Below are 23,616 nucleotides of genomic sequence, written 5' to 3' on the forward strand. Positions count from 1 at the left end.
ACTATTTTAACAAATAATTGGAGTTGTTATTAAACTCTCCCATAAAGTTTTGTAATATCACTTATCTTCTTGCTTAAATTATCTGTCAAATCACTATTAAGCATTTTAAAAGTCCAATTGTTAAAAATTGTACCAGGTATATTCATCCTAAATTCAGCCCCTAAGTCAAGATAGTCTTGCATTGGGATTATAACACTATCTGCAACACTAGCCATAGCGCCTCTTATCATATCCCAAACAGCAGAATCTTCATTGGTATTAAAATAATCAAAAATATACCTCTTATGCTTATCATCAAGAGAACTAATAAACCCACGAGTAGTATTATTATCATGAGTCCCTGTATAGACAATACAATTCCTTATATAATTATGAGGAAGATATGGATTTTTAGCATCAGAATCAAATGCAAATTGCATTACTTTCATTCCTGGAAAATTAAAATAATCTCTTAATTTAAATGTATCTTCAAGATCCTCTCCAAGATCCTCTACCCAAATTTTCAAATTATTAATTTCGCCTAAAAGATGTTTCAAAAAATCTTTCCCAGGACACTTAACCCAATGCCCCTTAACAGCGGTAGACTCTCTAGCATCTATCTCCCAAGTCGATACAAATCCTCTAAAATGATCAATCCTAACAATATCTACATATTTCTGTAAAAAATCAATACGATTAATCCACCACTCATAGTTATCCTTTCTTAAAGCTTTCCAGTTGTAAGCTGAATTACCCCAAAGCTGTCCTTCCTTAGAAAAATAATCAGGCGGAACACCCGTTACCTTATCTTTACTTGCATCAAACTTTAACTTAAAATACTTCTGATGAGCCCAAACATCAGCAGAATCATAAGAAACAAAAATAGGAATATCTCCTATTATGCTAACCCCAGCAGCATTAGCATACCTCTTTAAAGCTCTAAACTGTGAAAAAAAGAAATATTGTAAAACTTGTTGTACTTTAATATCAACATCAAGATCTTCTCTAAGCTTAGCTAAAGCCCTATTATCTCTTTTAAGAATTTCTCTACTAAATAAAACATTAAAAGTCTCTGAAGATTCGGATTTAGAATAATACTCTTTAAAAACAACAAAGCTTGAAAAATCCAAAAGCCAATAAGAAGCAGATTTTCTAAATTTTTCAAACTTTTTCATCTCATCCTCAGTTGCCCTATGTAAAAAGTTTAAAGCAGCCTCTTTTAAAACAGCGTCTTTAACACTTCTAAGCTTATCATAATCAACACACCTATTTTCCAAGCATTCAAGAGTAGCTAAATCTATATCAATAAATCTACCAATAGCCTCTAAATCAATATAATTAATATTACCCGCAAATGCAGAACAACTGGAATAAGGAGACCCTACAAAATCCGTAGGAGCATAAGGCAATATTTGCCAATAAGATTGAGATGAAGCAGCTAGAAAGTCTATAAATCTATATGCCCCCTTACCTAAATCTCCAATCCCATACTTAGATGGTAAAGAACTAATACTTAGTAAAATTCCACTTTTTCTCATAATTTTATACCTCAAAAATAATTTGCTTTAATTAAACTTATAAAACAAATGTCTATATATAATTATTATAACCAAAAAATAGTAACATTAAAGCTTTATTAAAAAGATTTAATGAAATATTTTGATAATCAAATATCTTCTCAATTGTGGTATAATTTTTTAAATGAATTTTAAAATTATTATCCTATTACTTTTATTAACACATCTATCGTTTGCATTTGAAACATTAGAATTTAAATATGCTAAAGGAACCAAATTTAGAATAGAAACCACAGACAATCAAGAAATTTACCTAAACGGAACACTTAATGCAAAAACTAAAACCAATATTCAAGTTTCAAGCGAAGTAAAAGATGTAAAAGACAACTTTGCAGATATTAAATCTTATTTTAGGGTACTAAAAAGAGATGACGAGCGTGATGTCTTTTTGCTTAAGGAAGAATTTGAAGGAAATTTTAGCATAAATAAACAAGGTGAGTATAAAATCAATAATAATCAAAAGAGACCCTCCGTTAGAGGTATTCCAAGGTTCCCAAAAACATCCTTAAGAATAAATGAAAGTTGGACATATCCGGCAGAAGAATACATTCAGGCATCTACAATTTCAAACGAAATAAAAGATTTTATTGTAAAGTTTAATGTAAATTATGTATATAAGGGCAAAGAAAAAATAAAAGGAAAAGATTACGATATAATTCACTCAAATTATGAATCTAGATATAATGTAAAAAATATTGCATTCTCTCAAAAGGTTAACCAAATAATTTACTTTGACTCAATAGCAGGAAATACATACAAATACAATGATACATACGTATTTGAAATGAAAAATGATAAAAATAATATCAAAATGATTGGTAATTCATCTGGAGAAACAATCTCTATTGAATTGCAAAACGACAACTTAATAGAGAATGAAGTAAAAGAGTATATTAAAGATAAACAAATAGACTCTATTGATATAAATAAAAATGAAAAAGGAATTAACCTAAGCTTAGATATTGAATTTCATCCTGATTCTTTTCAAGTAATGAAAAAAGAATATAAAAAACTAAACCATATAGCCAAGCTATTAGAAAAATTCAAAGACAACAATATTCTAATAGAAGGACATACAGCAAAGTTTGGAACAGAACAAGAAATGCAAGAATTATCTGAGAAAAGAGCTCATTCAATTGGAAACTACCTATTAAAAATGAAAGTAAAAAACAAAAATCAAATATTTTTCAAAGGATGGGGTGCTAAAAAACCTAAGTATGAAAGCTCATCTCCTTTAGCATCAAAAAATCGAAGAGTAGAAATTACAATTCTAAATAATTAAATACATGTTTTATCTTCTGCTCTTTTTCTCTTTTCTAGTTTGACACCCTATACACAAAAATGCATAAGGAATAGCTTCAAGTCTCTCTTTTGCAATATCCTTATCACAAGCTAAACACCTTCCATAAGTATTTTGAGAAATACGATAAAGTGCTTGATTTATTAAATGAAGATTCTTTTTCTCAACAGAGCTTAAAGCTTCAAGATTATTTCCATCCATGTTATCAAACGCAATATCAAGTACATCCTTAAGATGAAGATCATTGCTAATAATTTCTCTCTTACTATCCTCAACAGATTTTATAGAATTCAATATTTCTTTTTTTGCTTCCAAAAGAAGATTTTTCATCTTCAAAACAAACTCATGCTCAAAATTACTTTTCTGCATGATCTTACCTCCCTATAATAAATTACACTCTTTAAAAAACTTCGTGTAATTATATAAACAATCCCATACAATGTAAACTAGCTCATTAATTTTTATCAAAAAATAATTGCAATGATATTTTTAATTGTGTACAATTTATTGTGTTATACAAGTAACAAGGAGGCATTTTGGATACTAAAGAAGAAGCTATTGAAACTGAGGGCATTGTTAAAGAATCTCTTCCTAATACAATGTTTAGAGTAGAACTTAAGAATGGACATTTAGTTCTAGCTCATTTGTCTGGAAAGATGAGAAAACACTTCATTAAAATAGTTCCTGGTGACAAGGTAAAGGTTGCTTTATCACCTTATGATCTTACAAAGGGCAGAATAATATATAGAGAGAAATAGCTTATCTTTACTACTTCTTATATCAAGTTATCCTTAACAGACGAGATAAAATTTCTATAAATCCAACCCTGGAGCCCATGGCTTGTTTGAATGAGCACAAAGTCATCTTTTCTATCAAGTACATAAACACTTACATTGCCCTTTATAAATTTCCAACTCCTTGAAAAGTTGTCAGGAACTTTATAAAGAGAAACTAAATCACCTTTAATTATTCCAATTTCAGACTGTTGTTCTACATAAAAATAATATGTTTGAAACAAAGTAAAACAAGTTACAGAACAAAGTAAGAATAAAATTATTTTCTTTAAATTTCTTGCATAAAATTTATAAGAAAGTACTATTATTAAAACATTTATTAAAATCAAACTAACAATGAAAAAAACATTAGAAAACACAAAACTATTATTTCTAATATTCTCACTAACTCCGCTCCTAGCTTCAATTAAATCAACAACTTTATAAAAGGTATCATTATTTGGCGAAGTGAAAAATGCTTTATAAGCCGAATAAATTGCATCAAACTCTTTCTCCATTTTACTCAAAATAAGCGCTCTATTTAACCAAAGTCCTGAGTAACTTGGATTTTTTTTAATAATATTATCTACTTTATTAAGTGAGTCATCATAATTTTTTGATTTATAACTTTCAATTAAATCATTTATACTCTCTTCCGAAAAAGAACCATCACTCATAGCATTAAGACTAACCCCAATAGTCAATATTAAAATAACTAATCCAAAACCTGAAGCAAGAAAAAATTTTTTATATCTAATAAAAATGACTAAAGAGAATAAAAATCCTGGGATTAAAATCAAGTAATAAACAGGTATAAAGAATAAAAAAGTTTTATTCTTATAATTTAAAATATCGTCATATGAAAGTAACTTAAAATCAGTAAATAAATCTTTAGTAGAATCATCATCACTTTTAAATTCGCCATAATATTCATATTTTAGTCGCTTACCTTCAAGTCTATAAACCTTTTCATCTTCAGGTTCTAGATAAGTAAAATCACCAATATTTAAAAATAAATTACCTCTATTATCCGGCTTAATGGTATAAATTTTAGATATACTACCCTTATATCCATCTTTTGAAGGCTCAAAATTATAATGTTCTTTCTTATAAATGACTCTTGAATTATAAGTTTCAATTTCTGGAAAACGAATATGTGGAAGATTTCCTTGTCCTGTTATTTTGATTAAAATAGTAAAAGTATCTTGATTAATTAAAGTTGAATTTGGATATTCATATTCAATTTTAAAATTGCCCACAGCTAAAGACTTAACCTCATCTGGAATAGGTTTGACTTTTAAAAAAATCTCAGGAACCACACGAGTAATATTTTCATCTACATTAAAAGAAACACTAGGGATAATAATATCTTTTGCCCCCCTAAGAGGAGTTAAAATAAAATTATAAAGAGGCACATCTAAAATTTCTTTACTATTGAAAGTTCTATACCTAATATTTCCAAATATAGGAGTCCTATCAATCATAGCATCCTTAACAGCACTAAAAGCACCAGTAACAAAATTTAGATTGCTATTTGTAAGCCAATTTGAACGTAAAACAAACCCAACACTCTGATACTCATAAATTTCTTTATTGCTAAAATCCCAATACAGTTCAACTGGTAAACCAAAAGACTGCATCTCATCCTGTCTTAAAATACTCACTTCATATTCTGAACTTAAATAAACTTCATCACGATAAATTAATTTTAATGAAGGAATTTTAACAAATCCTAACTTTTCAAAATAATATTCAACCTTTATTTCAATAACAAAATTACTCCCATCTAAAACTCTATTTATTGATGCAAGCTTAGTTTTATCATTCATATCCTTGCTTATTTCCAACTTTAATAAACTCTCGTCAAATTCCTGAGACAGATTTAATCTAATAATATGAACAACTTTATCCCCTTTAAGCACCTTAGTTGACAATAAATAATCATTACCAGATAAGGCAAAAATTTTAAAATTTATAAAAAAGAAAACTAAAAATATTAAAACTACCAATCTTCTTTTGGAGACACAATATCCTCCTCTGCTCTTGTTACCCATAAAATCCTCTCAAGATTTTCAATATACCTCAAAAAATTTTCATTATTCTCGATAAAATCTTTACTCTTATTAACACTTAAAGATTCCAAATTATCTGGAATGGTTCTTTTTTTAATTATTGCAAGTTCAAGATTATATTTAGCATTATAGCTTGCAGGATTAATTTTTAAAGCCTCCTTAAAGGCCATCTCCGCTTTTCGATAAAGTCCCTGGTTATAATATATTATTCCTTCATTATAATTTATACTAAAATTCAAAAAAACATCATCATCCCTTCTTGCATATGAAAACATACGAAGAGAACTCTCATATTCACCTAAAGAATAATATACAATTCCAAGGTTATAATAACCCCAAGCAGAACTCTTAACATCATCTACAAGATTATAATAAGTAGAAATTGCATTTTGATAATTACCTCTAATATATTCATAATTTCCAATGGCCATAAGAGACATAGATTTAACATTAGTACAAGAAAAAAAAGATACAAAAATAAAACCTAAGCACAATTTAACTAAAAAGTCTCGTCCCATTTAATAACCTTAACAAATATATACAACATCATAAATAACAAAGAAATGACTAAGAAAATTTTATACCTTAGAATACTAATAATCATAATATCACTTGAACTTTTTTTTATTATATCATTTCTTATTTCATTAATAACATAATTTGTACCCTTTAAATATAAATCATAATAAGAGCCCTTAAGAGAAGATGCAAGAAGATGTAGATTATCCTCATTAAGCAAAGCTTTAACTACCCCTCCCTCTTTATCTCTAACACTTACATTATTATCAATCAAAGGAGACGGGTTATTACTTCCAATACCAACTACAAAGCTCTTAATACCCATAGCATCAACTAATTTAGAAAATCTATAATAATTATTCTCACCCCACTCATCTCCATCCGTTAAAATTATTAAAAAATTATAATAAGAATCATCCTTTATTCCCTGTATAGCGCTAAACACTCCCTCACTTAAAAAACTACCAGGAAAACTTATTAAATTAGGTTCAATATAATTTAATATCTTCTGTAAACTAGCTTTATCCTTAGAAAAGGGTAAAATTAAAACTGGCTTGCCTTTAAAAATAGTAAGCGAATACTCAGCACTTTCAAAATTATTTAAAATTAAACTAATAACATCCTTAGCACTCTCAAGCCTATTAATCGACCTCCCTTCATCTAGACTTAACATACTACGAGATACATCAACAACAAAAGATATTCTTAAATTTGACCTCTCATCTTCAGCAACTTTATGTCCCCAAGAAATATTTAAAATAGAAAGAATCAAAAATCCCAAACTCAAGATGAAAAACAATATCATAAGTATTTTTTTTATGTAATAATTTTTTATGTATGCATTATTAGCATACATAATACTTAAATTCTTAAAAAATGGCTGATTTTTCTTAAAATTATAGATATACACAATAAGAATTAAGAACAAAACTATAAACAAGTAAAAAGCATAATAATTCCCTATACTCATAATACCTCTTTTAAAAAGACCTTAGAAAATATAAAATAAAGAACCAATAAACAAAATATTACTAAGAGAAATTCATTGTAAATATCTTTATTTTCGACAGAAATTTTAACTTTCCTCTCTACATTTTCTTTTTTTGAAAAATCCTGAATTGCAAATTTAAATGAAAAATCATCGTTTACAGAATAAAAAAGTCCTCCTGTTCTACTTGAAATCTCAAAAAGCATACTGGGGTCATAAACTTCCTTTAAAGTACCCTGATAAAACTTACCCGACCTCAATTTAAACTCAACACTAAGCTCTTCATTACTACCAATTCCAATAGAGTAAATTTTAACATTCAATCCTTTAGCAAGATTTATTACTTGATCCTTATACACTTCATCCGAATTAACCACTCCATCCGTTAAAACAATCACGGACTTTCTAGGAGCTTCTGAATGTTTTAAATGAGAAAGAGCAATTGAAATTCCAAGACCTAAAGCAGAACCATTCCCAAGATCCATTATGTAAAGATCATCTAATTTTTTAGCAAAAAACTCCCTATCAACTGTAAGTGGAACTATTAACGAAGCTTCTTTTGCAAAAGCCACTAGACCAATATTGTCATTCTCCCTTTGAAAAGCAAAATACTTAATTAATTCCTTTGCAAATTCAAGTCTATTCTTAGAGGAAAACTCAACAGCACCCATACTAGGTGATATATCTAATACAATAATAATATCCGCCCCATTGCTAAGATAAGACATCTTCTTTTTCGAAATAGAAGGTCCCGCTAAGGTCAAGACCATGCCTATTATTGCCAAATAAAAAAAAGAATAAGTTGTAAAATACAATACATTTAATCCATAATCTTTAAATTTCAGAGAACCAACATTTCCATAAAGAGATATTGGAAATTTAATTTTCCCCCCTCTATCTTTAAGAAAATGGCTATAATAAATTATTAAAGGAAGAATTATAAGTAAAAATAAATATAAGGGAGAATTAAATGTTAACATTATTACCCCTATTAAATTCTTCAAAACTAAGAGCTGCTTTCTTGAGATCCTCTAAAACAAGTGACAGATTTCCACCTAGTAAATTAACACCACTAAATTTACTAAAATCAGAAATCCTAAGCATATTAACCAAAGTTGAACGAATTTCATAAGGCACCTTAAGATTTTGCAAAATTTCAGAAATTTCAGTTGTGGTAATTGCATTAAAATCAAAGCCTGTTTTTTTTGATAAATAAACCCTTAAAGAAGAGTTTAATAAATTATAAAAAACAATTTGATCCTCTTCATTTTTAATATAATTAGATAAAATAACAAACTGTTTTTGAAAAATTCTATATGGCTTCCTCAAATTATGTCTCATTATTAAAAATGTTAATAAATTCCTTATAAGCTTTAAAAACTTAATAAAAACATAAGGAACCACCATAAGTGCTAAAACAAAAATAACAAGGTAAGTGCTTGTTCCTGGAAGAAAAAGGACACCCTCTATATTTTGTATCATAAGAGAATCATCTGCCGCTATTAGCTTACTTGTATTTATTTTTATATTTTTAAGAACAACTTTGATTGATTTATTATTCTTGCTAACATCTCCAACATAAATGAGTGGAAGAGTATTGCTTCCAACATAAAATGAAACAAACTGTATTATTATCTCTCCTCTTTCTGGTCTGTAAATAAGTGAATTAACCTCAACAAACTCATTCTTAATTTCCTTAAAATCAGCAGGAGTAAAATTTTCATCCTCACTAAGAACCAAAGAAAATTTAAGCTCAACAGTATCTCCAACATAATAACGAGTTGGAATAAATATTTCATTTTTTAACTCATACGAGAATAAATTAAGAGATAAAAAAGATACAAAAATAATAATTATATTTTTCAAACCTTGTTATCCTTTTTTAAAAGGGCTTTTATTTTTCTAAAAACATCATCTTTTGTGCTAATTTCTATAAAATTAATACTTCTCCTTACACACTCTTGCTTCCACCTTATTTTATCCAAAGTCCAATAATTTTTATAACCATTCACTATTGTTTTACTAAAACCGGAAGCTAAAAAATTCTCACCCGTTTCAATATCTTCATAAGTTAAAAATCCATACTGAGGAAGATTTTCATCAAAAAAATCTGTAAGCCTTATTGCAATAATGTTATGACGCTTACTAAGTACAGTTAAAGACCTAAAATAATCACTAGCCTTAAAATCCGAAATAATGATAATTAAAGACCTTTTTTTATAATACTCGGCTGTGTTTTTAAATATATAAGTTAAATTACTACCTCTTTGTAGTTTCCTATTTATTGTTTCATTTAAAATTAATCCTAAATGTGAATGCCCTTTTCTAGAAGGAATAAATTTATCTGTTTTACTTGAAAAAAAAGTTATGCCTATTTTGTCATTATTAAAAAATGCCATATGGGCAAAAATAGAAACTAAAAGATCCTGGATTTCTTTTTTATTAATAGTGCTTCCCAAACTCATTGAAAGTGAATTATCAACAAGAAGATGAAGATTCATTCCCTTATCTTCTTTAAAAACCTTTGAAAATATGCTATCTGTTTTAGAACTAACATTCCAATCAATAAATCTAGCATCATCCGTCTCTTCATAAGGTCTAAATTCATGAAATTCAAGACCAAGACCCTTAAAAATTGAACGATATCCACCAAAATTAAGTTCTAAAAGCATTTTTCTTGAAAAAAATTTTAAAGCTTTTATTTTAGTCTTCGTGCTAGTATTTAATTCATTATTCTCTTGCATCTTATAGCAACCCTTAAGGCAGTGCTACAGCTGAGAGAAGTATCTTAATAATATCATCTGTATTCATCTCTTCAACCTCTGCTTCATAAGATGGCGTAATCCTGTGTCTTAACACATTATAGGCTACAGCCTTAACATCTTCTGGAAGAACAAATAAGCGCCCCTCATAAAGAGCGTTAACACGAGCACATTTGAGCAAACTAATTGACGCCCTAGGAGATGCTCCAAATTCAATATATTTAGTAAATGGATAAGTCTTTTTGTCATTCTCACGAGAAGCTGCTATTAAAGTAACGATATAAAGCATTATTTTATCATCTACCTTAACCTTGGTAACTATACGCTTAAGATCCGACAAAGAGTAAGAATTCATTACCTTTGCAACTTTAATATTTTCAAGTCCACCTCCAACTGAAAATATTTTAAGAAGTTTTATTTCATCTTGAATAGCAGGATAATTCACATTAACTTTAAGCAAAAATCTATCAAGTTGAGCTTCCGGTAAATTATAAGTACCCTCTTGTTCAATCGGATTTTGTGTTGCAAGCACAAAGAATGGATCTGGAAGTTTATGGGTTTCATCTCCAAGAGTTACCTGACACTCACCCATTGCTTCAAGAAGCGCTGATTGAACCTTTGCAGGTGCCCTATTAATTTCATCTGCTAAAATAATATTTGAAAATATAGGACCCTTTCTTACCTTAAAAGTACCCGTTGTATTCTTATACACCATATTTCCCGTAAGATCTGAGGGTAAAAGGTCTGGCGTAAATTGAACTCTTTTAAAACCAAGATCAAGAACATCTGAGACTGTCTGTATTGTTAATGTCTTTGCAAGTCCTGGAACACCCTCAAGCAATACATGTCCTTCGGTCAAAATTCCCATCAAAATAGCATCAATCATTTCTTTTTGCCCAAGAATTCTACTTGAAACCTCTCTTCTAAACTTATTTATTAAACTTAATGCATTCTCTACTTCTGAATCTATTTGAAAACTACCTTTCATACTACTCCTATATTACTAAAGTTTATTTATCGTCAAAACAAACATAAAAATGATAATAACAAACATAAAATTACTATGCATAAAGCAGAAGTAAATTCCTTTCCTTTTCCCCATTAATTAATGATGGTTTGATTTCTATTTTTCTAAATAAGATTTCAATAGATTCAATTTCAAATTCAATCTTATTAAGCTTCCCCTTATAAGCCATAATCAAGCCTCCATCTTTTAAAACCAACCTCAAAATATTTGCATATTCCCTTATATCCCTAAAAGCCCTAAACGTAATAAATTCATATTCATTTTTTTCTTCTCTAATATCGTGCTCTAAAATTTCTACATTACCCAAACCAAGTTCTACCTTCATCATTCTCAAAAAAGTAGCCTTTTTATTGCTTCTCTCAAGAAGAAAATACTTTCTATATTTATCAAAAAGAGCCAAAACAAGTCCCGGAAATCCTGCGCCACTACCCACATCAAGTACTTGATGTGGGTTATTATCAATAATAACAGGAAAGCCTGCCAGAGAATCCAAAGCATGTAAAAGTATCGTATTAAAATTTTTATCATTATTTGACACTAAATTAAACCTATTACCAAATAACAAAATTCTTTCTATATAAATCTTTAATTTATCAATACTTTCTGAAGTGAAAGAAATTCCTAAATTTTTCATAGTAGATTCAAAAAAACGCATCATAAAGCCAAATTAAGTACTACCCTATTTTTAGGATTTGAAAAATATATAAGCAAAACTTGAATATCTGTATTCCTAATACCAGAAATTCTGCTTGCCTGTGCTAAGTTTGCTGGTTGTATTTTAACAAATTTTTCCCTAGCTTCTCTTGATAAACCATCAATTTCATAATTAAAATCAAGAGGCAACTTAATAAGTTCAAGATTATTCATCTTTCTAATTAAGTCTCTCTGTCTATTAATATAGCCTTCATACTTAATATCTAACTCAACTTGTTCAAGAACAACTTTTGAAAAATTAAATTTAGAATCTATCTTAACAAGATCCTTTAAATTAATATATGGATCCTTTAGTATATGATAAAAATCTTTACTAACATGCTTCTTTAACTGCAAAGTACTAGCTTCTCTATCCTTAAGACGCCTCTGTCGCAAAAGTTCCTTAATTTCTTCTATTTTTTGTTCCTTTAAAAGATATTCAGAATATTTTTCCTCCCCAACCAATCCAACTTTATATCCTAATTTAATTAACCTCTTATCGCTAGTGTCATGTCGTAAATTAAGTCTATGTTCAGCTCTTGAGGTAAACATTCTGTAAGGTTCCTTAGTTCCCTTAGTAACAAGGTCATCAATGAGTACTCCAATGTAAGAACTCGTTCTTGTAAGTATCATTGGTTCCTTGTTTTGAATTTTAAGTGCTGCATTAATTCCAGCCATCAACCCTTGCGCAGCAGCTTCCTCATACCCCGAAGAACCATTGGTTTGCCCTGCAATAAAGAGACCCTCAATTCTCTTAGTTTCAAGACTTGCATAAAGCTCAATAGGATTAATATAATCATATTCAACTGCATATCCAGGCCTTGTAATAATAGCATCCTCAAGTCCATCAATACTACGAATTAACTTTACCTGAACATCCTCAGGTAAGGAAGTACTCAGTCCATTAAGATACATTTCCTCAGTACTCAAGCCTTCAGGCTCAATAAATATTTGATGTCTATCTTTATCTCTAAATTTTACTATTTTATCTTCAATTGAAGGACAATACCTAGGACCATTTCCAATAATCTCTCCAGAATAAAGTGGTGAGAGATGCATATTGTCGCTTATAATTTCATGAGTTTTATTGTTGGTATAAGTAATATAACATGAGAGTTGAGACTTATCTATTAGATTATTTGAAAAAGAAAAAGGAACAATATCAGAATCTCCAAATTGAATTTCCGTTTTTGAAAAATTTATACTCTTCCTGTGTATTCTTGCAGGAGTACCTGTTTTGAGCCTCCCCATTTCAAATCCAAGCTCAAGTAAAATATTTTCAAGTCCAAAAGCCGCAGGCTCAGATAACCTTCCCATAAAAGCTTTATATTCACCAATAAATATTTTACCTCTAAGAAAAGTTCCAGTTGTAAGAACTACAACACGAGATGTAAATTTATTACCCCTTTCTGTAATAACTCCTTCAATTTTATTCTTCATAGAATTAAGCAAAAAATCAGTTACAGTATCTTGAAAAAGATCAAGATTACTTTGCCTTTCCAATGTTTCCTTTGCCTTGACCTGATACACCAACTTATCGGCCTGAGCACGTGGCGCCTGCACAGCAGGTCCCCTACTTTTATTTAAAATTCTAAATTGAATCATGCTAAAATCAATAATACGTCCCATTTCTCCACCAAGAGCATCAATTTCACGTACCATGTTTCCCTTAGCAAGACCACCAATTGCCGGATTACAAGAAAGTTTTCCAATCGTATCTAAATTTTGAGTGATTAAAAGCGTCTTAAAATTTAACCTCGAAAGAGCAAGTGATGCCTCAATACCAGCATGCCCTCCTCCAATAACAATAGCATCGAAATCCATACCTATTTTCCTAAACAAAAATTCTTAAACATATTACCAAGAACATCCTCATTAGTAACCTCACCCGTTATTTCACCTAAAAGGTTAAGAATCTCATAAACATCAAATGCCAACATATCATAACTTACTTGTTGTTCTATTTTATCTAGTAACTCAATAATCAAACTATAAGCTTTCTTTAAAAGTTCTGCCTGACGACTTGATGCAATGACAACATCATAAGAATTAATATCAACATAATCAAAACATGTAAATGCCCTTATTTTATCATAAAGAGAATCTATTCCAAATAAAGTTTTAGTACTAATTCTTACTAAATTTGATGAATTTATGTTACCTGAATTCAGAAATTCAACTGTATGTTTATCCTGTTTTAAATCTACCTTATTTATAACAAAAATAACCTTTGAACATCCTCCATAAGAATTAATAAATTTCAAATCATCATTTGTTAACTTTAAGCTTGAGTCTATAACATAAAGAACTAAGGATGCTTCTTCAATCAAAGAATTACTCCTATCTATACCCAACTTTTCAACAAAATCTCCAGTCTCCCTAAAACCCGCTGTATCAAATACATTAAATAAAATTCCATCAAGCTCGAAGCTTGCCTGAATATAATCCCTTGTAGTCCCCGCATAAGATGATACTATTGCCCTGTCTTCCTTTAGTAACAAATTAAAAAGAGAAGACTTCCCAACATTCACAGAACCGGCCAAAACCAATGTAATTCCATGTTCCATCTTCTTTGAAATATCATAAGAATCAATCAATAACTTAAGTTCATCTTTACTTTTTAAAACAATTTCAAAAGGAACTACAACCTCATGTTCATCTGTCTCATAATCAAGATGAACACTAAGTGCTGAGAGAAAATTTAAAATATCTTTTTTTATTAAATCTATTTTAGAAAACAAGGAACCCGAAAGTTTATTAACAGAAAGAGCATGAGTCTTCTTCGTTTTAGCAGCAATTAGTTCATTGATTGCCTCTGCTTTAGTAAGATCAAGTTTACCTGCTAAAAAAGAACGAAGAGTAAATTCACCAGGTTCAGCCAACCTAAAATCTACTTTTAAAAATAAATCTATAATTCTCCTTATACCAATAAGAGATCCATGCGCCATAACTTCTATTGAATCTTGTCCTGTGAAACTCTTTGGAGCTCTGTAAAGACAAACAACAACTTCATCTAATTTTTCACAAGTTTCGTTATCTACTATATATCCATAATGAATAGTGTTACCAGATGCCTCAATAAGTCGCTTAGGATTTGAAAATATTTTAGAAAATTTCTTAATCGAAGAGAGTCCACTACTACGAATCACACATAAAGCACTGCTCATAAAGGGAGTGGCAAGTGCAACAATGTCATCATCTCTTTGAAAAAGCTTGCTCATAAACTAAAATAAATTATACCATAGCATAAAAATTGCAACACTAAACTACAATAGTACTCTTAAATTATTAAACCCACTTTAACTTATCACTTAATTTGTAAATATTGTTAATTTAGCTTATAATCTATGCTATAAGATGAAAATTAAGCTAGAAACTGAGTTAAAAGATACTCTACAAGAAGAAGTTATTTTAGTAGAAGATATTTATGCTTTGTATCTGAGCATAAAAAAATATCTTGATGAAAAGAACGAAACAATGCTTAAAGAAACTGTTGCTAAAACAAATATCTGTCTTAGCAAATTTAAAGATATAGAGATAAAGAGAGATGAAATTTGGAAAGAATTCACAAAACATGAGATATTTGAATCAACCTACATGGCAATAGAAAAGTTATGTGCAGTTTACAAAAAAGAGATATACAATTATTTCCATAGATTAAGAATAGGAATGATAAATATTCAAAACTTAAATTATTTAATATCAAGTTATGTAGAAACATCGCTTGATATTTTGGATTTAATATTTAAAGATGCTCAAGAAAGTGTTGGAAATAACACTTATAGAAACCCTTATGGACCTAAAAACGGAAACTTAAATGAAGCATCTGTTTTAATAAATAAAAAACTTTAAGGAGTCTAGTATGGATTCAACATTCTCAGGAATAGAAATTGGAAAGAGAAGTTTATTTGCCCACAAAGATGCTATGAACACAACCGGTCATAATTTAACTAATGCATCAAAGCCTGGGTATTCAAAGCAGAGAATTATCATGAAAACCGAAATGCCAATTTACGCTCCTCATTTAAATAGAGCACAAAAAGCTGGTCAACTAGGCCAAGGGATAATGGTTCAATCTATCGAAAGAGTGAGAGATGATTTGTTAGATATAAGAATAGCTGAAGAATCACACAAACTTGGTTACTGGACTTCGAAAAATAAATTCATTTCTTTGCTTGAGAATGTTTATAATGAACCAGAAGAACAATCAATCAGAAAAAGACTAAATGATTTTTGGGAAAGCTGGCAAGATTTATCTAGGCAACCTCAAGGATTAGCCGAAAGAAATATCATATTAGAACGAGGAAAATCTTTTGTGGAGGTAGTAAAAAATAGATTTCATTCCCTTGAAAGAATATATATAATGGCAAATGATGAGGTAAAAATTACTACTGAAGAGATAAACAATTATCTTAGAAACATTGGTGAGCTTAATAAGCAAATTGCAAAAGCAATTGCTATGAAAGATCATCCAAATGATTTAATGGATGCTAGAGATTTAATAGTTGACAAGCTAAGCAATCTTATTAGTATTTCCATAGAAAACAGACAAGACCCCAATGAATTTTTAATTCATACAGAAGGGAAACATCTTATTCAAGGTACAATTGCAAACGAATTTATATTGGAAGCCTCTAATGGACCTACAAGAACTAAATGGAATATTTTATGGAACAATGGTGAGTTAGCTAATATTGACACAGGAAAATTAGGAGCTCTTATTAATGCAAGAGACAACGAAATTAAAAACGAAATCAATGAGCTAGACAACATGGCAATCAATATTACAGAGCTTATTAATGAAGTTCATATCTCAGGACATGGTCTTGATAAAAAAAATCGAAGAGTTTTCTTTGAACAAGAATACAAATTAACAGATGAACGTGGACGATATGACAGTAATGGAGATGGAGAATTTGATTCTGTTCATCTATTTAAAATAAATGGTACAAATGAAATCTTTGCAGAAGAAAAACTAGGATTTTTAGGTACATTGAGATTTGAAGCAATCAACAAAAACGAATTCATAGAAATAGCATATAATGCAACAGACACCGTTCAAGATGTGATAAATAAAATAAACAACTCTCATGCACAAGTCACTGCAAGAATCAATACAGAAGGAAAATTTGAAATTAAGGCAGTAAAAGAAGAAGATAAAGAAAATGTCATATTTAGAATCAGACACATTGAGGATTCTGGATTATTTTTAACAAGCTACACAGGGATTTTAAACGCATCGGGAGCTGAGGGTGCTTATAATTATCAAAATATTAATACAACTGATCAACTAGCAAATACATCTAGTTACTCAATATCTCCTTTAAAAAATCCATCAGCATGGCTTAAGGTAGCTGATGAAATTGCAGAAGATCCATCAAAGATTGCAGCAAGTCTTAAGAATCCTATAAACGATATTGCTATTGGGGACAATGAAGCAGCTCTACGCATTGCGTCTTTTGTAAACTCACCTATTATGATTGGAAAAAATTCTACATTAAACGACTATTTTGCAAACACAGCATCTAATATTGCAATAAAAGGACAAACAGCGGAAGTTACAAAAACTAGCCAAGCACAAATACTTAAAGATCTAACTGATTTAAGGTTATCAATTTCCGGTGTTAATAAAAATGAAGAATTGACCAATATGATAGAATTTCAACAAGCCTTTATTGCTGCAAGTAAGTTTATTGTTGTTTCTACAGAATTAATAGACACAATAATCAATAAAATGGGAGTATAGTATGATAAACAGAGTAAGTCATCCTTTAACATATGATAATTTAAAGTCATCTTCAACAGAACAGGAAGTAAAAATAACAAAACTCCTGGAAAGCCTATATAAAGGCGGAAAAAGAATTGGAAGCTTGAGAGATGATCCTACAGGAGTTACTCATGCAATAAGACTAGATAGTGATATTTTTAAGCTTAATACCTATATTAAAAATATCAACAGTGCTAAAGGAAAACTTAGATATACAGAAGGATATTTGCAATCTTTATCAAACATTTTAACTCGTGCTAAAGAGATAACTATTCAAGGAGCAAACGGCACTTATGGACTTGATGATAAGAAAATAATAGCAAAAGAAGTAAATGCAATTCTTGAAGATGTTATTGCAATCGCAAATGTAAAGGGTTCAGACGGATATAGCATTTTTGCAGGTACTAAAATTGATGCTGAGGCTTTTAAAATAACTAGAGAAAATAGAGTTAATAATGTCACTCAAGACAGAGAATCTCCACAAATAATAAGAATAGATTACAACGGTAATCAAGCAGAAAAAGAAATGGAAATATATAATGGAATTTATATTCCAACCAATTATCCTGGGAATGAAATATTTTTCTCACAAAATCACCATATAATATCATCAACAAATGTTAATGGGTTTATTGTAAAAGAAAATACAAAAATTTATATTGATAATATTGAAATAGCATTAGTAGCGGGAGATACAGCTGCTGACATCATTGCTAAGATTAATGAATCATCCGCTCCTGTTGAAGCCAGTCTTGATCGTATTTTAAATTCAATCGCAATACAAACAACTACACCGCACCAAATATGGATAACAGAAGAGGGTTCAACCGTACTACAAGATCTTGGCATTATTACTAAAAATAATGACACTAAATCCCCGCCTTATAATATTGCAGGAAATACTGAAGTTAGAAGCAGATCTATTTTTGATACCTTAATTGAACTGAGAGACAATTTAGAAGAAAACAGAGAAGAACTTGTTGGAAGTAGGAGTTTAGCTGAAATTGACGAGAGTTTAAATAAAATACTTACAACAATAGCCGATCTTGGAGCTAAAGAAAATAGACTTGATTCAAGTTATGAAAGAATTAGTAAAGAAGTAATGGACATGAAAGACGATATGGTTAATTATACTGATCTTGATGTGACAAAAGCAATAACAGATCTTAATATGACAAGTTTGGCCTATCAAGTATCTTTAGGAGTTTCTGCACGGATAATGCAAACAACCCTATTAGACTTTTTAAAATAAATGAGAGATGAAACTAGTATAAAGTTCAAATTTCCCGAAGGAATACTAGGCTTTGAGGATATTAAAGAATTTATAATTAAAGACTCTGAGCACAAACTCTTTTCAATTATGCAGTCAGTAAATGAGGAGATTAGTTTTTTAGTAACCTCCCCTTTTAACTTTTTAGAAGAATATTTACCAAACATACAGGAAAAAGACTGGCTAGACATTCAAGCAGAAAATGAAGATGAAAGAGTCATACTCTGCATAATAAACATGTATGTAAAAAACTACAAAGACATCACAGCAAATTTAAAAGCTCCTATCATATTAAACAAAAAAAAATTAATTGGAAAACAAGCCATATCTACGAATGAAGAGCATTATCTTAGATACAGAGTCTTTAAGGAAGAATCATGCTAGTGTTATCAAGAAAAGCAAACGAAAGCATAAGAATAGACTCTAATATTGAAATTTCAATACTTGAAATAAAAAAAGACAGTGTTAAAATAGCAATAAAAGCCCCTGAAGACATTAAAATACTTAGATCCGAAATTTACGATATCATTAAAGAGGAAAATAAAAAATCAATATTACAAGATAAACAGCATATAAAAAATAACATACATAAAATTAAGAGTTTATTTGATTATTTTATTAAATAAGAATTAATCTCTGCATCACTTCTTCTTGCATAAAAAGGACCAGATAAAATGTCATCTCCTTTTTTGTTTTTTAAATACTTACACTTACCAAGCTCCGTCAAGACTTCACCAAAAGAATCCATGTTACTAATAACATTATACTTATTTTTAAGCTTCTCATAAACAAATTCAATTCCATTTCCAATAATCACCAAATTAGAGTCAAGCTTTCCTAAATATTCAAATAATTCTTCTTCAGAAAAGCAAAAAACCTCATCACACAATTTAGAACACCTATAATATCCAAAGAAATATCTACCTGCCGTAAAACTTAAAGTAACGATATCTGAGTTTTGATGAACTAAATTAGCAAAAACATCAAAAGTAAGTATATTCACAAAAGGAATAGAAAGCCCTAATGAGAGACCCTTAATAAAACTTAAACTAATTCTTAACCCTGTAAAAGAACCAGGACCATAAGAATTAATAATTAAATCAAGATGATTTAGATTAATATTATTCTCTAATACAAAGTCTTTAAATATTTTTGGAACACTAAGGTTATTATTAACCCTATCTTTATTTACAACTAGAGATAAAACTTCATCATTTATCTTAAAGTAAACTAATAAAGACTTATATGAATAATCAACTGCAAGAGTATTCATTACTAATTTCTAAAATCCTAGTAGTATCTCTTATTTTAAATTTTAAAAATATCAATCTGTTTTTAGGTAAAATATCAAGAATAATATCTGGCCATTCAATAGCTACGATAGAAGAAATATCTAAGAGAATCTCCACTCCACCAATAAGCTCAAACTCATCTAAAATATTTAAACGATATAGATCAATATGATAAAATTTAAAATCAACAAACTCATAAACATTAATAATATTATAAGTTGGACTTGCAAAAGAAGAAACATCAAGATTTAAGGCCAAACCTTTCAAAAATGTTGTCTTTCCAGCTCCCATATCACCACAAAGAGCAAACACCTTACCAATGGGCAAAGGATTAAAAAAAGACTTAGAAAAGTCTATCATTTTTTCCTCTGACTCAAAAGACAAAATCAAGGAAGTTCACCCTCAACATCAATCTCAATTATATGTCTTTTTATTGCAATCATTAAACTAAGCACAGGATAATCTAGTGGATCTATAAAATCAATAGTTATATGTTTTTCACCTAAAGGAGTTGTTTCTATTGTAAATTTAACCCGCTTAGTTTCAATAGAACCCTTATACTCATAAAGGACATCAGCAAAATATACATTCCTATAATAGATATAACTATCTTGTTTTTTAATATTTTCAAGAGAAATAAATTGCACAATAATATTCCTTTAAATTAAATCCCAAGAAGCCAACATAGAAACATTTCATTTAGCGCTATTTTAAAAGATGGAATTTTCATTCTTAACTTTTGATTATCCTTAAGAAATCATCCGTTAAAAAAATACTTAAATTCCCAAATTTAGTGAGATGTCGCAAAAAATAACTCTAATTTCTATAATTGAACTTCTCAGGAACTCTTTAATTTTTTATCTCATATACTATTTTTTTAAAAGTTTCTATATCTTCAATCGCTAAATTAGACAAAATTTTCCTATTAATCCTAATATTAGCGTGCTTTAAACCTTCAACAAATCTTGAATAATTAACTCCCATGCCTGTTAAAGCAGCAGAAATTCTTACGACCCATAAACTTCTAAATTCTCTCTTCCTATTCTTCCTATCTCTTGTAGCATACATCATACCCTTACGAAGAGTATCCTTAGCTTTCTTATAATTACTCTTCTTAGTTCCCCAAAATCCTTTGGTTTTCTTTAAAATTCTCTTTCGTCTCGCAACATGCACTGTTCCGTTTTTAACTCTAGCCATATAATCTCCTCAAATCAAACTAAGCATAAGGCAATAAGGTTCTAATCCTCTTAACCTCAGAACTTGAAAGCACACCTGCTTTCCCCAAGTGTCTCTTTCTCTTAGAAGACTTCTTTGTCAAGATATGTCTCAAATCTTGCTTTTTATACTTTACTTTCCCCTTTGAAGTAAAAGAATATCTCTTACTTGCACTTTTACATGTCTTCATCTTTGACATTCATATCTCCTTATTATTCACTTCCTAGACTTAGGTGCAACAACTAAAAACATCGTCTTGCCTTCCATCTTAGCCGGTGATTCTAAATTATAATTAACATCTCCAACCCTTTCAAGAACACTCTCCAAAATTCCATACCCCAAATGAGTATGAGCAAGTTCACGGCCCCTAAATCTTATAGTAACCTTTACCTTATTCCCCTCTTTAAGAAAGCCTAAAATATTTCTAGACTTAAAATCAAGATCATGAGTATCTATTTTCGGCTGCATTCGAACTTCCTTAAGTTTAATTATTCTCTGATTTTTCTTTTGTTCCTTTTGTCTCTTCTCCTGATGAAACTTATACTTCCCATAATCAATTATCTTACACACTGGAGGTGAAACATTAGGTGAAACTTCAACTAAATCAAGCTCAGCCTCTCTAGCTTGCCTAATGGCCTCTTCAATTGGTAAAACAGATTGAGTTCCATCTTCAAAAACAACTCTAACCTCACTAGCCCTTATTTTATGATTAATTTTTAATTCCTTTTCCCCCGACTTAATCCTATCTCTATTGGAACTCCTATTTATCATCTAAAAATACATACTCCTCAAACAATATTAATTGATAACTAATTTTAATATACCTTAATGAAAAAGTAAATTACAATACATCCTATTTACACACAATAACAAAAAGTACCTTGCAAACAAACAAAAATTAATTGATTAATGAGTAATTAAAAAGTAAAATTTATTTATTATGAATATATTTTTACTCATAAGTCTTCCTTTGGCTTTAAAAATTTACACATTAATAAAATATCCTCAGTTAAAACAAGTTAGACAAAATTATATATACTTAATGTTAATACTATTTGGAATGACTATTTTTTTCTCACTATACTTGACAGAAGAATTCATCTTATACAAAATATTAGAAACAAACTATAAAACAAACTTAAGTTTAGCAATCTCAATATTCATCAAAGAACACCTTTACTACTATATTTTTCCATTATTGATTTTTATATTCTTTTTCACATTTAATCCAAATTCACTACTTAAAAAAAATCCTATATTTTTAATATATTTCGCATTTGGACTTATTTTTTCTAAAAATTTAGAGCTAATTATTATGAATAGCAAAGTTTTTGGTACCTATGAATACATTAAAATACCTATCTTGCATATAATAGAATTGGTATCCACAGCAATGATATGTGAGAGAGGAATACGTATTTCTGTAATACACACCATAAATGGATATAAACTTATTTTCATCCCCCTCCTTTTGCTAGAAGTAATAATTACACTTTTGAAAGTATTAATTTTAATTAATATGGAATTCTATGCTTTAGTCATATCAATAACACTAATGGGAATTATAGTCTTAAACAAAAAGTCACTGGAATTTTAAACTAATGCTAAAAACAAAAATAGCTCTTATTGCCTTATTCACTCTGCTTTCTCTGTCTAGTTGCAAAGAAAACAAAATTATAAACAAACATTTCGATTATATCATCATTTTCTCAGATGCAACGGCATATTTCTTTAAAATTAAAAATGATCCATTTGTACAAGAGGATATATTATTCATAAATGAAAAAGACATTGAAATGATTAAAGACAAACTAGACAAGGTAAAAAAAATACTCTTAACACACAAATCAACTAATGAAATACTCAATAATAAAAGAAGAAAAAATCTTTTTTTCCTCTCTGATATAAAATTTTCACTAAAAAAGGCTATTGATTTTATATTCACTAACTCTCTAGCACACTTCACATCATCATTAATAATGAGAGACAACACCTTAAATAAAGAAGACTCGGAGTATTTAGAAAAAAGAGTAAAAGAGCAAAATATAAACATCACTACAATAGATAATCAAAATATAGAGTACTTAAAAAATTTCATTACTCCTAAAATAGAAAGAGTTATTCTATTTTCAATGAAAAATAATCATATCTATTTAAAAAGATTATCTAGCTCACCGTTTTTTAAAAAAATAGACTTTATTCTAATTGGAGATACTAGGAAAAATTTAAAAGAAATTAATTCAAAATACATAATTGGTATCAATGAATTAGATTTAATAGACATAATAAAAAAAATTGATAAAAATTTTTACTATGAACTAAACATCTATAAAAGATAATATAAATTTGTTATTCTAATATAATAAATAATATTTAGTTTCA

The 23,616-nt window shown here is 29.2% G+C and carries 27 protein-coding genes; 9 read left to right on the top strand and 18 right to left on the bottom strand.

Annotated elements, in window-relative coordinates; genetic code table 11:
• Positions 1-29: 29 nt before the first annotated feature.
• On the bottom strand, positions 30-1,517 hold the full coding sequence (gene malQ, locus DB313_RS00830) for a 4-alpha-glucanotransferase (protein WP_174220829.1): 1,488 nt from the start codon (positions 1,515-1,517) through the stop codon (positions 30-32).
• 163 nt (positions 1,518-1,680) lie between these two features.
• On the opposite strand from malQ, the gene DB313_RS00835 reads away from it, so the two are divergent.
• The gene (locus DB313_RS00835) at positions 1,681-2,838 is read left to right on the top strand and encodes an OmpA family protein (RefSeq protein WP_120103975.1); all 1,158 of its coding nucleotides are present in this window, start codon (positions 1,681-1,683) and stop codon (positions 2,836-2,838) included.
• Positions 2,839-2,847: 9 nt separating this feature from the next.
• On the opposite strand, the gene DB313_RS00840 is transcribed toward DB313_RS00835, so the two are convergent.
• Entirely contained in the window at positions 2,848-3,225 is a 378-nt protein-coding gene (locus tag DB313_RS00840) for a TraR/DksA family transcriptional regulator (protein WP_120103976.1), read from the bottom strand.
• Between the two features lie 167 nt (positions 3,226-3,392).
• Here DB313_RS00840 and infA point away from each other — a divergent pair, with 167 nt between their 5' ends.
• A complete protein-coding gene (gene infA / locus DB313_RS00845) occupies positions 3,393-3,614 on the top strand; it encodes a translation initiation factor IF-1 (RefSeq protein ID WP_120103977.1) in 222 nt (73 codons plus the stop codon).
• A gap of 17 nt (positions 3,615-3,631) precedes the next feature.
• Here the strand turns inward: infA and DB313_RS00850 are convergent, their stop codons facing one another.
• From DB313_RS00850 to mnmE, 10 genes are all read right to left on the bottom strand, one after another.
• Positions 3,632-5,683, bottom strand: coding sequence for an SH3 domain-containing protein (locus DB313_RS00850; RefSeq protein WP_120103978.1), 2,052 nt, complete (start codon positions 5,681-5,683; stop codon positions 3,632-3,634).
• Positions 5,632-6,219, bottom strand: a complete 588-nt coding sequence (locus DB313_RS00855; RefSeq protein WP_120103979.1) for a tetratricopeptide repeat protein — start codon at positions 6,217-6,219, stop codon at positions 5,632-5,634. The genes DB313_RS00850 and DB313_RS00855 overlap by 52 nt, the downstream gene beginning before the upstream one ends.
• A complete protein-coding gene (locus DB313_RS00860; RefSeq protein WP_120103980.1) occupies positions 6,201-7,190 on the bottom strand; it encodes a vWA domain-containing protein in 990 nt (329 codons plus the stop codon). The genes DB313_RS00855 and DB313_RS00860 overlap by 19 nt, the downstream gene beginning before the upstream one ends.
• A complete protein-coding gene (locus DB313_RS00865; protein ID WP_120103981.1) occupies positions 7,187-8,188 on the bottom strand; it encodes a vWA domain-containing protein in 1,002 nt (333 codons plus the stop codon). The genes DB313_RS00860 and DB313_RS00865 overlap by 4 nt, the downstream gene beginning before the upstream one ends.
• Positions 8,175-9,074: a hypothetical protein gene (locus tag DB313_RS00870; protein ID WP_120103982.1), complete on the bottom strand. Its 900-nt coding sequence runs from the start codon at positions 9,072-9,074 to the stop codon at positions 8,175-8,177. Before DB313_RS00870 ends, DB313_RS00865 begins: the two co-directional genes overlap by 14 nt.
• On the bottom strand, positions 9,071-9,952 hold the full coding sequence (locus DB313_RS00875; protein WP_120103983.1) for a DUF58 domain-containing protein: 882 nt from the start codon (positions 9,950-9,952) through the stop codon (positions 9,071-9,073). Before DB313_RS00875 ends, DB313_RS00870 begins: the two co-directional genes overlap by 4 nt.
• A 13-nt stretch (positions 9,953-9,965) precedes the next feature.
• A complete protein-coding gene (locus DB313_RS00880) occupies positions 9,966-10,958 on the bottom strand; it encodes an AAA family ATPase (RefSeq protein ID WP_120103984.1) in 993 nt (330 codons plus the stop codon).
• Positions 10,959-11,031: 73 nt separating this feature from the next.
• Complete coding sequence (gene rsmG / locus DB313_RS00885) at positions 11,032-11,655, bottom strand: 16S rRNA (guanine(527)-N(7))-methyltransferase RsmG (protein ID WP_120103985.1); 624 nt, start codon at positions 11,653-11,655, stop codon at positions 11,032-11,034.
• Positions 11,652-13,514, bottom strand: coding sequence for a tRNA uridine-5-carboxymethylaminomethyl(34) synthesis enzyme MnmG (gene mnmG, locus DB313_RS00890; protein WP_120103986.1), 1,863 nt, complete (start codon positions 13,512-13,514; stop codon positions 11,652-11,654). Before mnmG ends, rsmG begins: the two co-directional genes overlap by 4 nt.
• A gap of 2 nt (positions 13,515-13,516) precedes the next feature.
• A complete protein-coding gene (gene mnmE, locus DB313_RS00895) occupies positions 13,517-14,911 on the bottom strand; it encodes a tRNA uridine-5-carboxymethylaminomethyl(34) synthesis GTPase MnmE (RefSeq protein WP_120103987.1) in 1,395 nt (464 codons plus the stop codon).
• Between the two features lie 136 nt (positions 14,912-15,047).
• On the opposite strand from mnmE, the gene DB313_RS00900 reads away from it, so the two are divergent.
• The 5 genes from DB313_RS00900 to csrA are packed head-to-tail and all read left to right on the top strand — an operon-like array spanning position 15,048 to position 19,353.
• Entirely contained in the window at positions 15,048-15,542 is a 495-nt protein-coding gene (locus tag DB313_RS00900) for a flagellar protein FlbF (RefSeq protein ID WP_120103988.1), read from the top strand.
• A gap of 10 nt (positions 15,543-15,552) precedes the next feature.
• Positions 15,553-17,436, top strand: coding sequence for a flagellar hook-associated protein FlgK (gene flgK / locus DB313_RS00905; protein ID WP_120103989.1), 1,884 nt, complete (start codon positions 15,553-15,555; stop codon positions 17,434-17,436).
• A gap of 1 nt (position 17,437) precedes the next feature.
• A complete protein-coding gene (locus tag DB313_RS00910) occupies positions 17,438-18,709 on the top strand; it encodes a flagellar hook-associated protein 3 (RefSeq protein WP_120103990.1) in 1,272 nt (423 codons plus the stop codon).
• A complete protein-coding gene (fliW, locus tag DB313_RS00915) occupies positions 18,710-19,111 on the top strand; it encodes a flagellar assembly protein FliW (protein ID WP_120103991.1) in 402 nt (133 codons plus the stop codon). It begins immediately after the preceding gene.
• Positions 19,105-19,353, top strand: a complete 249-nt coding sequence (gene csrA, locus DB313_RS00920) for a carbon storage regulator CsrA (protein WP_120103992.1) — start codon at positions 19,105-19,107, stop codon at positions 19,351-19,353. The genes fliW and csrA overlap by 7 nt, the downstream gene beginning before the upstream one ends.
• On the opposite strand, the gene tsaB is transcribed toward csrA, so the two are convergent.
• From tsaB to infC, 6 genes are all read right to left on the bottom strand, one after another.
• Entirely contained in the window at positions 19,338-20,000 is a 663-nt protein-coding gene (gene tsaB / locus DB313_RS00925; protein ID WP_120103993.1) for a tRNA (adenosine(37)-N6)-threonylcarbamoyltransferase complex dimerization subunit type 1 TsaB, read from the bottom strand. The genes csrA and tsaB overlap by 16 nt on opposite strands.
• Positions 19,981-20,409 (bottom strand): tRNA (adenosine(37)-N6)-threonylcarbamoyltransferase complex ATPase subunit type 1 TsaE, encoded by a 429-nt coding sequence (gene tsaE, locus DB313_RS00930; protein WP_120103994.1) that lies wholly within the window; start codon positions 20,407-20,409, stop codon positions 19,981-19,983. The genes tsaB and tsaE overlap by 20 nt, the downstream gene beginning before the upstream one ends.
• On the bottom strand, positions 20,406-20,666 hold the full coding sequence (locus DB313_RS00935) for a hypothetical protein (protein WP_120103995.1): 261 nt from the start codon (positions 20,664-20,666) through the stop codon (positions 20,406-20,408). The genes tsaE and DB313_RS00935 overlap by 4 nt, the downstream gene beginning before the upstream one ends.
• 202 nt (positions 20,667-20,868) lie before the next feature.
• The gene (gene rplT / locus DB313_RS00940) at positions 20,869-21,216 is read right to left on the bottom strand and encodes a 50S ribosomal protein L20 (protein WP_120103996.1); all 348 of its coding nucleotides are present in this window, start codon (positions 21,214-21,216) and stop codon (positions 20,869-20,871) included.
• A 19-nt stretch (positions 21,217-21,235) separates the two neighbouring features.
• On the bottom strand, positions 21,236-21,433 hold the full coding sequence (gene rpmI, locus DB313_RS00945) for a 50S ribosomal protein L35 (protein ID WP_120103997.1): 198 nt from the start codon (positions 21,431-21,433) through the stop codon (positions 21,236-21,238).
• A gap of 17 nt (positions 21,434-21,450) precedes the next feature.
• On the bottom strand, positions 21,451-22,005 hold the full coding sequence (infC, locus tag DB313_RS00950) for a translation initiation factor IF-3 (RefSeq protein WP_120103998.1): 555 nt from the start codon (positions 22,003-22,005) through the stop codon (positions 21,451-21,453).
• 169 nt (positions 22,006-22,174) lie between these two features.
• Here infC and DB313_RS00955 point away from each other — a divergent pair, with 169 nt between their 5' ends.
• A complete protein-coding gene (locus tag DB313_RS00955) occupies positions 22,175-22,831 on the top strand; it encodes a hypothetical protein (RefSeq protein ID WP_120103999.1) in 657 nt (218 codons plus the stop codon).
• Between the two features lie 4 nt (positions 22,832-22,835).
• Positions 22,836-23,573 carry a hypothetical protein gene (locus tag DB313_RS00960; protein ID WP_120104000.1) on the top strand — a complete coding sequence of 246 codons (738 nt, stop codon included), beginning with the start codon at positions 22,836-22,838 and terminating at the stop codon, positions 23,571-23,573.
• Positions 23,574-23,616: the final 43 nt, after the last annotated feature.

Origin of the sequence: Borrelia turcica IST7, assembly GCF_003606285.1 — a bacterium.
Classification (GTDB): domain Bacteria; phylum Spirochaetota; class Spirochaetia; order Borreliales; family Borreliaceae; genus Borrelia; species Borrelia turcica.